General features: G+C 45.3%; 18 protein-coding genes. All 18 read left to right on the top strand.

The features are described from left to right. The first annotated feature begins 53 nt into the window (after positions 1 to 53). The 18 genes from ACQRD1_RS00855 (at position 54) to ACQRD1_RS00770 (ending at position 14,868) form a co-directional block, all read left to right on the top strand. A complete protein-coding gene (locus ACQRD1_RS00855; RefSeq protein WP_268826442.1) occupies positions 54 to 188 on the top strand; it encodes a hypothetical protein in 135 nt (44 codons plus the stop codon). 76 nt (positions 189 to 264) lie between these two features. Beyond that, positions 265 to 735 carry a DUF1653 domain-containing protein gene (locus ACQRD1_RS00850; RefSeq protein WP_235232300.1) on the top strand — a complete coding sequence of 157 codons (471 nt, stop codon included), beginning with the start codon at positions 265 to 267 and terminating at the stop codon, positions 733 to 735. A gap of 15 nt (positions 736 to 750) precedes the next feature. Further along, positions 751 to 1,191: a DUF4186 domain-containing protein gene (locus tag ACQRD1_RS00845; protein WP_235232299.1), complete on the top strand. Its 441-nt coding sequence runs from the start codon at positions 751 to 753 to the stop codon at positions 1,189 to 1,191. Between the two features lie 17 nt (positions 1,192 to 1,208). Further along, positions 1,209 to 1,532 (top strand): cupin domain-containing protein, encoded by a 324-nt coding sequence (locus tag ACQRD1_RS00840; protein ID WP_235232298.1) that lies wholly within the window; start codon positions 1,209 to 1,211, stop codon positions 1,530 to 1,532. Between the two features lie 43 nt (positions 1,533 to 1,575). After that, positions 1,576 to 2,133 carry a M48 family metallopeptidase gene (locus ACQRD1_RS00835; RefSeq protein ID WP_235232297.1) on the top strand — a complete coding sequence of 186 codons (558 nt, stop codon included), beginning with the start codon at positions 1,576 to 1,578 and terminating at the stop codon, positions 2,131 to 2,133. 314 nt (positions 2,134 to 2,447) lie between these two features. Continuing rightward, positions 2,448 to 2,927 carry a low molecular weight protein-tyrosine-phosphatase gene (locus tag ACQRD1_RS00830; RefSeq protein ID WP_235232296.1) on the top strand — a complete coding sequence of 160 codons (480 nt, stop codon included), beginning with the start codon at positions 2,448 to 2,450 and terminating at the stop codon, positions 2,925 to 2,927. 20 nt (positions 2,928 to 2,947) lie between these two features. Then, a complete protein-coding gene (locus ACQRD1_RS00825) occupies positions 2,948 to 3,979 on the top strand; it encodes a 3-deoxy-7-phosphoheptulonate synthase (RefSeq protein WP_235232295.1) in 1,032 nt (343 codons plus the stop codon). A 227-nt stretch (positions 3,980 to 4,206) separates the two neighbouring features. After that, the gene (locus ACQRD1_RS00820; protein ID WP_235232294.1) at positions 4,207 to 5,193 is read left to right on the top strand and encodes a beta-ketoacyl-ACP synthase III; all 987 of its coding nucleotides are present in this window, start codon (positions 4,207 to 4,209) and stop codon (positions 5,191 to 5,193) included. A gap of 141 nt (positions 5,194 to 5,334) precedes the next feature. Then, positions 5,335 to 5,562 carry an acyl carrier protein gene (gene acpP, locus ACQRD1_RS00815; protein ID WP_268826441.1) on the top strand — a complete coding sequence of 76 codons (228 nt, stop codon included), beginning with the start codon at positions 5,335 to 5,337 and terminating at the stop codon, positions 5,560 to 5,562. An 18-nt stretch (positions 5,563 to 5,580) separates the two neighbouring features. Beyond that, the gene (gene fabK / locus ACQRD1_RS00810) at positions 5,581 to 6,519 is read left to right on the top strand and encodes an enoyl-[acyl-carrier-protein] reductase FabK (RefSeq protein ID WP_235232293.1); all 939 of its coding nucleotides are present in this window, start codon (positions 5,581 to 5,583) and stop codon (positions 6,517 to 6,519) included. Beyond that, positions 6,512 to 7,432: an ACP S-malonyltransferase gene (gene fabD, locus ACQRD1_RS00805; protein ID WP_235232292.1), complete on the top strand. Its 921-nt coding sequence runs from the start codon at positions 6,512 to 6,514 to the stop codon at positions 7,430 to 7,432. Before fabK ends, fabD begins: the two co-directional genes overlap by 8 nt. After that, on the top strand, positions 7,426 to 8,178 hold the full coding sequence (gene fabG, locus ACQRD1_RS00800) for a 3-oxoacyl-[acyl-carrier-protein] reductase (RefSeq protein ID WP_235232291.1): 753 nt from the start codon (positions 7,426 to 7,428) through the stop codon (positions 8,176 to 8,178). Before fabD ends, fabG begins: the two co-directional genes overlap by 7 nt. Positions 8,179 to 8,231: 53 nt before the next feature. Further along, complete coding sequence (fabF, locus tag ACQRD1_RS00795; protein WP_235232290.1) at positions 8,232 to 9,470, top strand: beta-ketoacyl-ACP synthase II; 1,239 nt, start codon at positions 8,232 to 8,234, stop codon at positions 9,468 to 9,470. Positions 9,471 to 9,610: 140 nt separating this feature from the next. After that, the gene (gene accB, locus ACQRD1_RS00790; protein WP_235232331.1) at positions 9,611 to 10,153 is read left to right on the top strand and encodes an acetyl-CoA carboxylase biotin carboxyl carrier protein; all 543 of its coding nucleotides are present in this window, start codon (positions 9,611 to 9,613) and stop codon (positions 10,151 to 10,153) included. A gap of 92 nt (positions 10,154 to 10,245) precedes the next feature. Beyond that, the gene (fabZ, locus tag ACQRD1_RS00785) at positions 10,246 to 10,674 is read left to right on the top strand and encodes a 3-hydroxyacyl-ACP dehydratase FabZ (protein WP_235232289.1); all 429 of its coding nucleotides are present in this window, start codon (positions 10,246 to 10,248) and stop codon (positions 10,672 to 10,674) included. A 14-nt stretch (positions 10,675 to 10,688) separates the two neighbouring features. Next, positions 10,689 to 12,023, top strand: a complete 1,335-nt coding sequence (locus ACQRD1_RS00780; protein WP_235232288.1) for an acetyl-CoA carboxylase biotin carboxylase subunit — start codon at positions 10,689 to 10,691, stop codon at positions 12,021 to 12,023. A 12-nt stretch (positions 12,024 to 12,035) separates the two neighbouring features. Beyond that, positions 12,036 to 13,790, top strand: a complete 1,755-nt coding sequence (locus tag ACQRD1_RS00775; protein WP_235232287.1) for an acetyl-CoA carboxylase carboxyltransferase subunit alpha — start codon at positions 12,036 to 12,038, stop codon at positions 13,788 to 13,790. Positions 13,791 to 13,794: 4 nt separating this feature from the next. Then, positions 13,795 to 14,868: an NAD(P)H-dependent flavin oxidoreductase gene (locus ACQRD1_RS00770; protein WP_420370567.1), complete on the top strand. Its 1,074-nt coding sequence runs from the start codon at positions 13,795 to 13,797 to the stop codon at positions 14,866 to 14,868. Positions 14,869 to 14,911 lie beyond the last annotated feature (43 nt).

Raw genomic sequence — 14,911 nt, 5'->3', positions numbered from 1 at the left:
TTGAATTATAGTTGAAGGTAGAGAGATTGTAATGACCGGGGAGGGGATATTTATTGAATCATTATGAAATCGAAGTTAAACTGCCGGTTAATAATCTAGAAGAAATAAAAGAAAATGGTGGAACTGGGACTTTCTATGAAGGATACGGTGAGAACATCTTATCTGAGCATGTTGGCGGGAAGTCTTGATGAAGCTCTCGCTACGAGAGAAAATAAATGATTATAGGCAAATTGAAAAAGCAATAGGGAAATTGAGGTGACTCCAATGAATAAAATTAAGATTATAAAGAAAAATAATGATTATTCTTCGGAATACGACATTGGTGACATTTTTACTATCGAGGGTACCTGGTATGGCGGTGTTCATATCACAGGCAAAACCGGTGTTCCGGTCTCTCTTGACAAGGACGAATATGAGGAATTAGAGTCAGAACCGATTGCCTCAGAACCTGAAGAGGAACAGCCGGCAGAGGTAATGAACGGGGATATCCGTGTGGGTGATATCGTGCAGCATTTTAAGCGTGAGTGGGTATCTGCGGATACTTCGGAGTATCTGTATAAGGTGCTTGCGTTTGCGTCACATACAGAGACAGGCGAGAGACTAGTGATTTATCAGGCGTTGTATGCACCATTTAAGGTGTGTGCCAGACCGTATGCGATGTTCATGAGTGAAGTGGACAGACAGAAGTATCCAGATGTGAAGCAGAAGTATCGGTTTGAGAAGGTGGAAGATTAACGATGGATAAGAAGAGTGAGAAGATTGTGTGATGGTGAGAAAAGGAATCTGGAAGATTTGTTTGAACGTTTATCCCAGTCGAAGTTTCGCAGTGGGTTTCATCTAAAAGAAAAGGATAAGAAATATGTGCTTGATAAAGGCGGTGACAAGATTCGGGAGCATGCCAAGGACTTTGTCAGTCAGCGTCTGGCGCCAGCGGTGATTCCTAATGATGGTAAACAAACACCGATGAAAGGCCATCCGATTTTCATTGCGCAGCATGCTACGGCTTGCTGCTGCAGAGGCTGTCTGGAGAAATGGCATCATTTTCCCAGAGGAAAGGAACTTACCGAAGAGCAGCAGGATTATGTGGTAGATGTGCTGATGGAATGGGTCGGTCGTCAGATGGAGGGGTACGAAGTCTCTGAAATAGAGATGGAAGAAAAGTATGAACAGATGACACTGCCGTTTTTATAATTAGGAGGAAAAGAAAGATGTATAAGAACATTGAGAAGCAAGTAAAGTTAGCATTAAAGGATCAGGTAGAGTATTTGGAGGGGCAGGTTGTCAGCAAGACGCTTGTTCAGAACAATTCTGTCAGCATGACTTTATTTTCCTTTGACAAAGGGGAAGAGATTTCCACTCATTCTTCCGGTGGAGATGCAATGGTGACGGTGCTTGAAGGAAAAGGTCGCTTTACGGTGGCGGATGATGTGTTCTACCTTGAGGAGGGCGATACACTAATCATGCCAAAGGGAATCCCGCATGCGGTTTATGGAGAAGAACGATTTAAAATGCAATTAATCGTGTCATTTTAATTTGGGAATCTATCCTATTGATTGAACTAATGGGGCAGGCAATATGAAGTTAGAGTATACCGTGATCAGGAGCAATAGAAGAACGATAGGATTGGAAGTAAAACCAGATGGGCAGGTGATTGTCCGTGTACCCATAAGACTTCCTGATTCAGAAATTTGTAAGTTTGTGCATAAGCATGAAGAATGGATTCAGAAGCACCAGGAGATTGCCAGACAAAGATTAGAAGAACGACCGCCGGTTGAGAAGCTTACCATGCAAGAGATTCAGGAACTTGCGGATCAGGCAGTGAAAGTGATTCCACAGAGGGTGGCATATTATGCGCCAAAGATAGGTGTCGATTATGGGAGAATCACAATCCGTAATCAAAAGACCAGGTGGGGAAGCTGCAGCGCGAATGGGAATCTGAATTTCAACTGTCTTCTGATGCTGACGCCGTCGGAAGTCATTGATAGTGTTGTGGTTCATGAGCTTTGCCATCGAAAAGAGATGAATCATTCAGACAGATTCTATGCAGAGGTGCTTCGGGTATTCCCAGATTATTGGAAATGGAACAGGTGGCTGAAGGAGAATGGCGGTCAGCTGATGCAGAGATGCGTATGAAAATTGATATTACTGGAAAAGAAGTTTCACGTATAAATTTTGTTGATGGAAGGAGAATCCCTTTTTAATCTGATTGGTCGATTTTCAAGTATAGGTATCTCTACTTTATTTGCCGGAAAGCTTCCGAATGGATATGATAGGTTCAGTTTTATACAGCTGTTGACATACGGTGGCAGGCGGGGAGGATTGAGTATCGCTCTGTTCAGAAAATTGACAAGAAAATATCAACACTTTAAAGTGTTGAAGTTTTGGGGCGGTGGTGTTATACTAGATACAGTCTCCAGAGGAGATGATCATCAAAGGAGTTTGACTATATGATTCATGTATTATTCATCTGCCATGGAAACATATGCCGTTCCCCGATGGCGGAGTTCGTCTTTCGTGACATGGTAGAGAAACGTGGCTTGGGTGACCAGTTTCATATCGCCTCTGCTGCTACAAGTTCAGAAGAGCTTGGCAATCCGGTTCACTATGGAACGGTGAATAAATTAAAACAATATGGAATCAGTACCTCAGGGAAATATTCCGTGAAGCTTCAGAAGAAGGATTATCAGAAGTATGACTATCTGATTGGGATGGAATACCGTAATATTCGTAACATAGACAGGATCATTGGTTCCGACCCGGAGCACAAGGTATGCAAGCTTCTGGACTTCTCAGAGAATCCAAGAGATATCGCAGACCCCTGGTATACCGGGAATTTTGACCGGACATACGATGACATTGTAGAAGGATGCGAAGGTTTCCTGAATGATCTGATTGGAAAAGGACTTGTGTCAGAGCAGATAAGGTGAAAACAGGAGGAGATAGAGAGATGTCAATGAGATTGAACCATGAATTACCGCTGCCGGATGTGTTGAAGGCTCAGTACCCGGTACCGGAAGAGGTAACGAAGATTAAGAAGATACGAGATGATGAGATCCGTAAGATATTTACCGGAGAATCTGATAAGTTTGTTGTACTGGTAGGACCTTGTTCTGCAGACAATGAAGAGTCGGTGTGTGAATATGTCAATCGTCTAAAAAAGGTTGCAGATAAAGTATCCGATAAATTAATGATTATTCCGAGAGTATATACGAATAAACCGCGTACCACGGGAGATGGGTACAAAGGAATGCTGCACCAGCCTGACCCGGAGAAGGAGCCGGATCTGTTGGCTGGTATCGTGGCAATCCGCAAGATGCATATCCGTGTTATGGAAGAGACGGGGCTTTCTTCTGCAGATGAGATGCTGTATCCAGAGAATAGAAGTTACTTGGATGATGTATTGTCTTATGAGGCAGTCGGTGCCCGTTCCGTTGAGAATCAGCAGCACCGTCTGACAGCCAGCGGCATGGACATTCCGGTGGGAATGAAGAATCCGACCAGTGGAGACCTGGCAGTGATGTTGAATTCCGTAACTGCAGCACAGCATCCACATCGTTTTATTTATCGCGGAAATGATGTGACCACCAGCGGAAATGAACTGGCGCACACGATTTTAAGAGGCGGCGTTGACAAATACGGCACAACCATCCCGAATTATCACTATGAAGACCTTGCACGTCTGGCAGATATGTATGCAAAGAAGGATTTGAAAAATCCGGCGGTCATCGTAGATGTGAACCATTCAAACTCAGGGAAGAAGTTCAAGGAGCAGATCCGGATTACCAGTGAAGTCCTTCACAGCAGAAATTATAATCCGGAACTTAAGAAACTGGTCAAGGGGATTATGATTGAGAGCTATCTGGTGGAAGGCAGACAGGATATCTGTGACAATCTGACTTATGGGCAATCTATCACAGATCCGTGCCTTGGATGGGAAGATACGGAACGATTGATCTACGATATCGCGGAGAAATGCTAATCACAGAGGATAGAGAAGTGAAGTTGGCATATAAGAATAGAAGATAAGATATGACGTGTATAATATGAAAAGATATGTCAGAAATCGATAGCAAATGTTGATTTCTGACATATCTTTTTATAGAAAAATAATACTTTGAATATCAAAGTACTTGACAAATACGCTTACCAGATATATACTTTGAAAGTCAAAATAATTTAAAGTCAAAATAAATCAGAGGAATGCATATGACAGGAATAATATGTGGGACGGGGTCATACGCACCGTCGTATACAATGGATAACAACGATATTGCGAAGCTGGTGGAGACCAGTGATGAATGGATTCAGGAAAGAACGGGTGTGGTAAGAAGACACATCATTCAGGGAGAAACAACGGTTTCTATGGCCTGTGAAGCGGCGAAACGTGCGTTGGATAATGCAGAAGTAACGCCAGAAGAGATAGATCTGATTCTGGTATCGACCATCTCTTCGAATGTGATTCTTCCCTGTGTTGCATGTGAAGTGCAGAAGGAACTCGGGGCAATGAATGCCACCTGCTTTGACTTGAGTGCGGCGTGTACGGGGTTTGTGTTGGCTTATAATACCGCAGCAGCATATCTTGCCGGGGGAATATATAAGACGGCATTGATTATCGGAAGTGAGAGCCTTTCAAATCTGACCAATTGGAAGGACAGAGGAACCTGTATCTTATTTGGAGACGGTGCTGGAGCTGCAGTGTTGAAGGCAGAAGATCAGAAGTTTTATCTGCCAGTCACTCATTCCGATGGATTAAAGGGAGTGGCACTTACTTGTAAGAGCAGACATGACTGTAATGGTCTGACTTCAGAGATAGCTGCAGAGTCCCTGGTGGATGAAGCACATTTTATGCAAATGGATGGGCAGGCGGTCTTTAAGTTTGCGGTAAAAAAAGTACCGGAAGTCATTCGCGAAGCATTGAAAAGAAATGAGATGACTCAGAAAGAAATTGACTGGTATATCTTACATCAGGCGAACCGAAGGATTGTAGAAGCCGTGGCAAAGCGCCTGGAGGAACCAATCGAAAAGTTTCCGATGAATCTGCAGGAGTATGGCAATACTTCATCGGCAAGTATTCCGATTCTGTTGGATGAAATGAACCGTACCGGTAAGCTGAAGGCTGGACAGAAGATCATGATGGCAGGATTCGGTGCAGGACTTACCTGGGGATCGACGATCATTGAGTGGCATTCTTAGAAGAGGAATGGCATCATAGCGATGATAAAGCGGAGATAAACTGGCAAGTTCCAGTTTATATAGATATCATATTATAAGATGCAGAAAATGCCAGTGGCTACTTTTCTGCAAAGAACAAATCAAGAAAAGGAGATTAATTGTATGTTGGAAACAATCAAAAAATTAGTGGCAGAAAATCTGGGAGTAGACGAAGCTGATATTACAGAAGAGTCTTCATTTAAAGAAGATCTTGGAGCAGATTCTCTGGATCTGTTTGAATTGGTAATGGCTTTGGAGGATGAGTATGGAATTGAGATCCCAACAGAAGATCTGGAACAGATTGCAACTGTAGGGGATGTTATGGAATATATCAACGAACACAAAGAATAATAGAAGTGGGGTTTTAATATGCAGACAGAAGTAACCAGATTATTAGGAATCGAATATCCAATTATTCAGGGAGGTATGGCATGGGTCGCAGAATATCATCTGGCGGCAGCCGTATCGGAAGCAGGAGGACTTGGCTTAATTGGAGCTGCCAGTGCTCCGGCAGAATGGGTAAGAGAGCAGGTACAGGAAGCGAAGAAGTTAACGGATAAGCCTTTTGGCGTCAACATTATGCTTATGAGTCCTTATGCAGACGAAGTGGCACAGGTAATCGTAGAAGAGGGCGTTAAAGTTGTGACTACCGGAGCTGGTAATCCTGAGAAATATATGAAGATGTGGAAAGAGGCAGGAGTAAAGGTGATTCCTGTGGTTGCTTCTGTTGCGTTGGCAAAGCGTATGGAGCGTTGTGGTGCCGATGCGGTAGTGGCAGAAGGATGTGAGGCAGGAGGACATATCGGAGAGAATACGACTATGGTCCTGGTTCCGCAGATCGTGGATGCGGTAAATATTCCGGTCATTGCAGCTGGTGGTATCGCTGATGGAAGAGGAATCGCAGCAGCATTTATGCTGGGTGCGAAGGGAGTTCAGATGGGAACTCACTTTGTCGTGACAGATGAATCACAGGTTCACGAGAATTATAAAGAGAGGATTATCAAGGCGAAGGATATCGATTCCAGGGTAACTGGAAGAACCACAGGACATCCGGTCCGTGCCCTTCGCAACGACATGACGAAGAAGTATCTGGAATTGGAAAATAAAGGAGCAAGCTTTGAAGAACTGGAGCAGCTGACACTGGGCGGACTTCGAAGAGCTGTAGTAGATGGAGATGTGGAGAACGGAAGTGTCATGGCAGGACAGATTGCCGGTATGGTAAAAGAAAGAATGTCTTGTGAGGAATTGATTACTAAGTTGGTAAGCGAGACAGATGCAATGATAAAAGGAGCAGGTTTTTATGAGTAAGATTGCATTTATCTATCCAGGACAGGGTGCCCAGAAAGCTGGAATGGGTGCAGATTTTTATGAGAAGAGCGAGATTGCAAGAGAGATCTTTGATCAGGCAAGTGATGCGTTGAATCTGGATATGAAGGCACTTTGCTTTGAAGAAAATGAGAAGCTTGACATTACAGAATATACACAGGCAGCGCTGGTTACCACTTGCCTTGCGATGACCAGAGTTGTGGAAAAGAGAGGACTTACACCGGATTGCACCGCAGGCTTAAGCCTGGGAGAGTATTGTGCAATCGCTGTAGCAGGCGGGATGAAGGATCTGAATGCCATCCGCCTGGTGCGTAAGCGAGGAATCCTGATGCAGAATACTGTCCCTGCTGGGGTGGGAGCAATGTGTGCGGTCATGGCAATGGATGCAGAAGAGATTGAACGTGTCATTGAAGACATAGACGGAGTGACCATTGCCAATTATAACTGCCCGGGACAGATTGTAATTACAGGCAAGAAAGAAGCCGTTGAAGAAGCGGCAGAACGATTGAAAGAGGCAGGGGCGAAACGTACCGTCATGTTGAATGTCAGCGGTCCGTTTCATTCACCCCTTCTGGTTCCTGCAGGAGAAGAACTTGCAAAAGAACTGGAGCGCACAGAAGTGTATCCGCTGAAAGTGCCATATGTGACCAATGTGACTGCTTCCAGAGTAGAAGATATTACACTGACCAAAGCACTTTTGGCAGAGCAGGTAAGTTCTCCGGTACGCTGGATGCAGAGTATGGAGGCTATGATAGAAGATGGCGTCGATACATTTGTAGAGATTGGACCGGGAAGAACACTGGCAGGCTTTATGAAAAAGATTAACCGTAATGTGAAAGTTTACAATATCGCGTCCTGGGATGACGTTGAAAAAGTAGTAGGTGAATTATGTTAGAAAATGGATTGGAAAAGAAGGTTGCTGTTGTAACGGGCGCTTCCCGTGGAATTGGCAAGGCAATCGCAGAGAAGCTTGCATCTCTGGGAGCTATGGTCATCGTAAATTATAACGGTTCCAGAGAAAGGGCCGAAGAAGTGAAAGCCGAAATTGAGGCAGCACAGGGAAAGGCAGAAATCTGCCAGTGTGACGTGTCTGATTATGAGGCATGTGAGACATTTATCCAAAATGTGATCAAAGAATATGGTCATCTGGATATTCTGGTTAATAACGCAGGAATTACTCGTGATGGTCTCTTGATGAAGATGTCAGAAGAAGATTTTGATCAAGTGATAAATACGAATCTGAAAGGCGCATTTAACACCATTCGTTTTGCCAGCCGCCAGATGTTGAAGCAGAGAAGCGGACGAATTATCAATCTATCTTCGGTTGTCGGTGTGGCAGGAAATGCCGGTCAGGCAAATTATGCGGCATCTAAGGCCGGTGTGATCGGCCTTACAAAGGCAGCAGCAAAAGAGCTGGCATCTCGTGGAGTTACGGTCAATGCGATTGCTCCGGGATTTATTGAGACAGATATGACACAAGTATTGCCGGAAAAAGTGAAAGAAGCATCTGTTGCGCAGATTCCGTTAGGAAAGTTTGGAAAACCAGAACAGGTAGCGGCAGCAGCTGCATTTCTTGCATCAGAAGATGCGGCATATATCACCGGACAGGTGCTACACGTAGACGGTGGCATGGTAATGTAGCAGTCAACAGTTAGCTAGAATGTTGTGTTTCAGGATAGAAGGAGACAGAGAGTATGAAGAGAAGAGTTGTAGTGACTGGGCTTGGAGCTGTGACACCAATCGGAAATACGGTGGAAGAGTTCTGGACAGGTATCAAAGAAGGAAAAGTGGGAATTGGGGAGATTACCAAATTCGATACGACCGATTATAAAGTGAAACTGGCAGCAGAAGTCAAAGGATTTGTGGCAAAAGAGCGTATGGATTTCAAAGCTGCAAAGCGTATGGAATTATTCTCCCAGTATGCAGTCGCAGCCGCAAAGGAGGCTTATGAAGATTCCGGCCTGGAGATTGAGAAGGAAGACCCGTTTTGCGCGGGTGTGATCGTTGGTTCTGGTATCGGAAGCCTGCAGACGGTAGAGCGCGAGTATGAGAAGATATTGACTAAGGGACCGGGAAGAGTGAATCCTCTGATGGTGCCGTTGATGATATCCAACATGGCAGCCGGAAATATTTCTATTCAGTTAGGGTTCCGAGGAAAATGCACGAATGTCGTGACTGCATGTGCGTCTGGAACAAACTGTATCGGGGATGCATTCCGTGCCATTCAGTATGGGGATGCGGATGTGATGTTGGCAGGAGGAACAGAGAGTTGTATCTGCCCGACAGGAGTTGCTGGATTCACTAGCCTGACTGCATTATCAACCTCTCAGAATCCGATGCGCGCATCCATTCCATTTGACAAAGACAGAGATGGATTTGTCCTTGGTGAAGGTGCTGGCGTAGTCATGCTGGAAGAACTGGAACATGCGAAAGCAAGAGGGGCCAAGATCTATGCAGAAGTTGCCGGCTACGGTGCAACAGGAGATGCTTACCATATCACATCCCCTGCAGAAGACGGCAGCGGTGCAGCAAAAGCAATGATGTTGGCAATGGAAGAAGGCGGAATTGAACCATCTCAGGTGGATTACATCAATGCACACGGAACCAGTACGCACCACAACGACCTGTTCGAGACCAGAGCCATCAAAGTGGCGTTGGGAGATGCGGCAAAGGACGTAGTCATCAACTCTACCAAATCTATGATTGGGCATCTGCTCGGTGCAGCCGGCGGTGCCGAATTTATCACCTGTGTCAAATCCATCCAGGATGGATTCATTCACCAGACTGTAGGCACGGAAGTTGCTGACGAAGAATGCGACCTGAATTACGCAATCGGCGCTCCAGTCGAAAAAGACGTGAATTACGTGTTGACCAACTCCCTGGGATTTGGCGGGCATAATGCAACCCTTCTGCTGAAAAAATATGAGGGGTAACAAAGCTGACGAAGAGAATCATAGCTTGTGAAGCATAACATAGTAGGTCGATAGAATCCAAATTGGCGAAAAGCCATAGGTGGAGGGAAGCATAATTGAAGAAGAAAAGCATAGAAAGAGATAGAAAGGGCCTGAGATTTATGGAATTGGAAAACCTTATTCAACTCATAGAAGCTGTATCTGCGTCCGAATTAACCGGATTAAAATACGAAGAAAACGGAATGAAACTGCATATGACTAAGAAAAAAGATCAGGTACAGGTCATATCCGCGCCAATGACGATTCCGGCAGCAGCCATCAGTACGGGAGAAGCTGCAAACGTAACAACTACCATGATGGCAACCGATCCTGCAACCCTGGCAGCCACTATGACAGCAGTCGGTAATCCATCTGGTGTTTCCGAAGAAAACACTGGAAACACAACAGCTGCGACAGAGACAACACCACAAGGAAAAATTGTAGAATCTCCACTGGTAGGAACCTTCTATGCAGCACCGGCAGAAGACGCAGCACCATTCGTAGCTGTAGGAGACAGCGTCAAAAAAGGCCAGACATTGGCAATCATAGAAGCAATGAAATTAATGAACGAAATCGAAAGCGAATACGACGGAATCATAGAAGAAATCCTCGTCAAAAACGGCCAGCCAGTCGAATATGGCCAGCCAATTTTCAAAATTCGTTAATTTGGGTACAGGGCAAAAGTCAAATAGGTACACCACATTTTTTAATTAGGGACGTAGTATACTTCAATTTTACTACGTCCCCAGGAGGTAGTATGAAGCATTTGGATATTAATCAGATCAAGGAAATTATCCCGCATCGTCATCCGTTTTTATTATTGGATTATATTGAGGATTATGAGCCGGGGCAGTATGCGGTTGGTTATAAATGTGTATCTTACCGTGAGGAGTTTTTTGCGGGGCATTTTCCGCAGGAGCCGGTGATGCCGGGGGTTCTGACGGTGGAAGCATTGGCACAGGCTGGTGCGGTTGCAATCTTGAGTATGGAAGAGAACAAGGGCAAGATCGCGTATTTTGGCGGAATTAATAAGTGTAAGTTCAAAGGGAAGATTGTCCCTGGGGACAAGGTGCGTCTGGAGACGAGAATTATTAAGCAGAAGGGGCCCGTCGGTGTTGGTGAGGCGATTGCCAGTGTGGACGGCAAGATGGTTGTCAGTGCGGAACTGACATTTATGATTGGATAGTCGAGGTGGACAGCATGATCAAGAAAGTATTAATTGCTAACCGAGGTGAGATTGCAGTGCGCATTATCCGTGCCTGCAGAGAGATGGGAATCGAGACGGTGGCGGTGTATTCGGAGGCGGATAGAGAAGCCTTGCATACGAAACTGGCGGATGAGGCGGTCTGTATCGGGCCTGCTCCATCCAGCGAGAGTTATCTGAGCATGGATCGAATCTTAAGTGCTACGATCGTGACGGGGGCAGATGCCATCCACCCGGGCTTTGGTTTCTTATCAGAGAACAGCAAGTTCGCAGAATTGTGTGAACAGTGCAATATAACGTTTATCGGACCGGGTTCACAGGTCATCGCAAAACTTGGCAACAAGCAGGAAGCAAGAAATACCATGGTAGCAGCAGGTGTCCCAGTGATTCCGGGCAGTACAGAACCAATCTATGATGCCCAGACAGGAGCTCGAATCGCAGCTAAGATCGGCTATCCAGTCATCGTCAAAGCGGCTCTTGGCGGCGGTGGAAAAGGAATGCGAGTTGCGAATACACCGGAAGAATTCGAGCAGAGTTTCCAGACAGCACAGAAGGAAACGCAGATGGCCTTTGGCGATAACACCATGTATATCGAACATTTTGTACAGCATCCGAGGCATATTGAGTTCCAGATCCTGGCAGACAGTTATGGAAATGTGATTCATCTGGGTGAGCGTGACTGTTCGATTCAGCGTAATCATCAGAAGATGATCGAAGAATCACCATCCATAGCCCTGACCGAAGAATTACGGACCAGGATGGGCGAGGCGGCAGTAAAGGCGGCAAAAGCAGCTAATTATGTCAATGCGGGAACCATAGAATTCTTGCTGGAGAAGAATGGAAATTTTTACTTTATGGAAATGAATACACGAATTCAGGTAGAGCATCCGGTGACGGAATGGGTGACGGGAATTGATCTGATCAAAGAGCAGATCCGTATCGCGTCCGGCAAAAAATTATCTTATACACAGGATGAAGTCCACCTGAGCGGTCATGCGATTGAATGCCGAATTAATGCAGAGAATCCCGAGAAAGGATTTCGCCCTTCCCCAGGGACTATCACGGATATGTATCTGCCGGGAGGAAAGGGAATCCGTATTGATTCTGCTATATATAGCGGATACACCATTCCGCCGTATTATGATTCCATGGTAGCGAAGCTGATCGTATGGGCGAAGAATCGTAATGAAGCAATCCGCAAGATGCAGTGTGCATTAGGAGAAGTGATTATTGAAGGAATCGATACCAACGTGGATTATCAGTATGAGATATTGAATCATCCGGATTATCTTGCCGGCAATATAGATATTGAGTTTATCGAAAAGATGTAAAGGTGACGTTCTATGAAGTTAGATAACATGTTTAAGAAGACCAGATTACATTCAGGAAGGAAAAATTATATTGATCTGGGCGCATCAAGACCAGAAGTTCCAGAAGGACTTTTGCGTAAATGTAATAAATGTGGCGGAGCAATCATTACGGAAGATGTGAAAAACGGTTATTATATCTGTCCAAAATGTGGAGGATATTTCCGTGTACATGCATATCATAGGGTTGAAATGATTGCGGATGAGGGAACCTTTGAAGAATGGGATCAGGGACTTACCACTCGCAATCCGTTGAATTATAAAGGCTATGAAGAGAAGTTGGAAGGTCTGAAGGAAAAGACAGGGCTGGAAGAAGCTGTGGTTACAGGGAAAATAAGCATCAACGGAACAGAGACGGCTGTTGGTGTCTGTGATGGACGGTTTCTGATGGCCAGTATGGGTGAAGTTGTGGGCGAGAAGATTGCAAGAATGGTAGAGCGTGCCACCCAGGAGAAGCTACCGGTAATCTTATTCGCATGTTCTGGTGGTGCCAGAATGCAGGAAGGAATCGTATCCCTGATGCAGATGGCGAAGACTTCTGCAGCGTTAAAGCGTCACAGTGATGCCGGCCTTCTGTATATCAGTGTGCTGACGGATCCGACGACTGGTGGCGTGACCGCAAGTTTTGCGATGCTCGGAGATGTGATTCTGGCAGAGCCGAAAGCATTGATCGGATTTGCGGGTCCAAGAGTGATTGAACAGACAATTGGACAGAAGCTTCCGAAAGGATTTCAGCGTTCAGAATTTCTTCTGGAGCATGGATTTATTGATGCCATTGTGGAACGTCCACAGTTGAAGGAAACTTTGTCTCAGATTCTGAAGCTGCATGAAAAAGAGGATGCATCGAATCCTGAGAAGATGAAGTCGAATCTGGCAGAGAACAAATCGCAGGATATGAATGAAATTGGCAAAATGAAGACAGATGAGGATCTTCCGCTTCATAATCATCTGGCGGGAGCATGGGATCGTGTCTTACTCTCCCGAATGAATGATCGCCCGGTAGGAAGCGACTATATTCAGGCATTATTTACAGACTTTGTTGAATTTCACGGGGATCGTTATTATGGGGATGATAAGGCAATCATCGGTGGTGTGGCAAGATTCCATGGCATCCCGGTTACCGTGATTGCGCAGGCGAAAGGAACCAATACGAAGGAAAATATCGAGCGAAACTTCGGGATGCCTTCACCAGAAGGATATCGCAAAGCATTGAGACTGATGAAACAGGCTGAAAAGTTCCAACGTCCAGTTATCTGCTTTGTGGATACCCCGGGAGCTTTCTGTGGACTGGAGGCAGAAGAGCGGGGACAGGGAGAGGCTATTGCAAGAAATCTCTATGAAATGTCCAGCTTAAAGGTTCCAGTCTTGTCTATGATTATTGGAGAAGGTGGAAGCGGTGGCGCGTTAGCTATGGCTGTGGCAGATGAAGTATGGATGTTAGAGAATTCTATTTATTCTATTCTGTCGCCGGAAGGATTTGCAAGTATTCTGTGGAAAGACAGTACGAAAGCAAAAGAAGCGGCTGAGGTCATGCGCCTGACGGCAGAAGATCTGTATCACATGGGAATTGTAGAAAAGGTATTCCCAGAACCGCCACATTTTACCGTGCAGAATTTGAAGCAGATGACACAGATGTTAGCAAGAGAAATGGAACGATTCTTGCGAGATTACGGGGATTTGACTCAGGAAGAGTTATCTGCACATCGGTATAACAGATTTCGTAAGATGTAGGAGAATGCATATGAATATCAATTCATTGAGATTGGGACAAAAAGAAGTAAAAGTTCCGATTATACAAGGCGGCATGGGTGTAGGTATCAGTCTGGGAGGCCTTGCAGGAGCGGTTGCAAAGGCGGGCGGCATAGGAATCATCTCTGCCGCCCAGATTGGCTTTCAGGAACCAGATTTTGATACCAATACAAAGGCAGCGAATCTAAGAGCCATTAGAAAAGAATATCAGAAAGCAAGAGAGATTGCGTCGGAAGGAATCATAGGATTCAATATAATGGTGGCAATGCAGGACTATGAAGATTATGTCAGAGAAGCTATCGATGCGGGGGCAGACTTGATTGTCTCCGGGGCAGGTCTTCCAACGGATCTTCCGAAGATTGCAGATGGCACGGATGTGAAACTGGCACCTATCGTATCCACAGATAAGTCTGCGAAAGTGATATTGAAGTACTGGGATAAGAAATATCATCGTATGCCGGATCTTCTGGTAATTGAAGGACCGAAAGCCGGTGGTCATCTTGGGTTTACGAAAGATCAGCTGGAGGAATATCAGTCAGAGGCATATGATCAGGAGATACGGACAATTCTTGACACAGTTCGGTCATATGAAGCGAAGTATTCCCGCAAGATACCAGTCGCGTTAGCAGGAGGAATTGCAGACCGCAGGCAGGCAGAACATGCATTTTCACTTGGAGTAGATGCAATCCAGGTGGCGACCAGGTTTGTGACAACGGAAGAATGTGATGCAGATATCCGTTATAAAGAAGCATATCTAAAGGCAAAAGAAGAGGATATTGTGATTGTAAAAAGTCCGGTAGGAATGCCGGGACGTGCAATCCGAAATCCATTTATGGAAAAGGTCATGGCAGGTGAGCAGATTCCTCACAGTCCTTGTCACCACTGCCTTCACAGGTGTAGACCGAATGAGATTCCATACTGTATCACGGACGCATTGATTCATGCGGCCAAGGGAGAAGTAGAAGATGCGCTGTTATTCTGTGGTGCTTATGCATATCGGGCGGATTGTCTGGAAACGGTGCAAGAAGTTATTGATTCCCTGCTGCCGGAAATAGTATAATACATGATAAGGGATATAAGTCCCGAGTTGGAAAGAATAGCCG

Origin of the sequence: Bariatricus sp. SGI.019, from assembly GCF_050315235.1 — a bacterium.
GTDB lineage: Bacteria > Bacillota > Clostridia > Lachnospirales > Lachnospiraceae > JAFBIX01.
The sequence above is the reverse complement of the archived record's forward strand: the minus strand, read 5'-3'. Positions and strand labels throughout refer to the sequence as shown.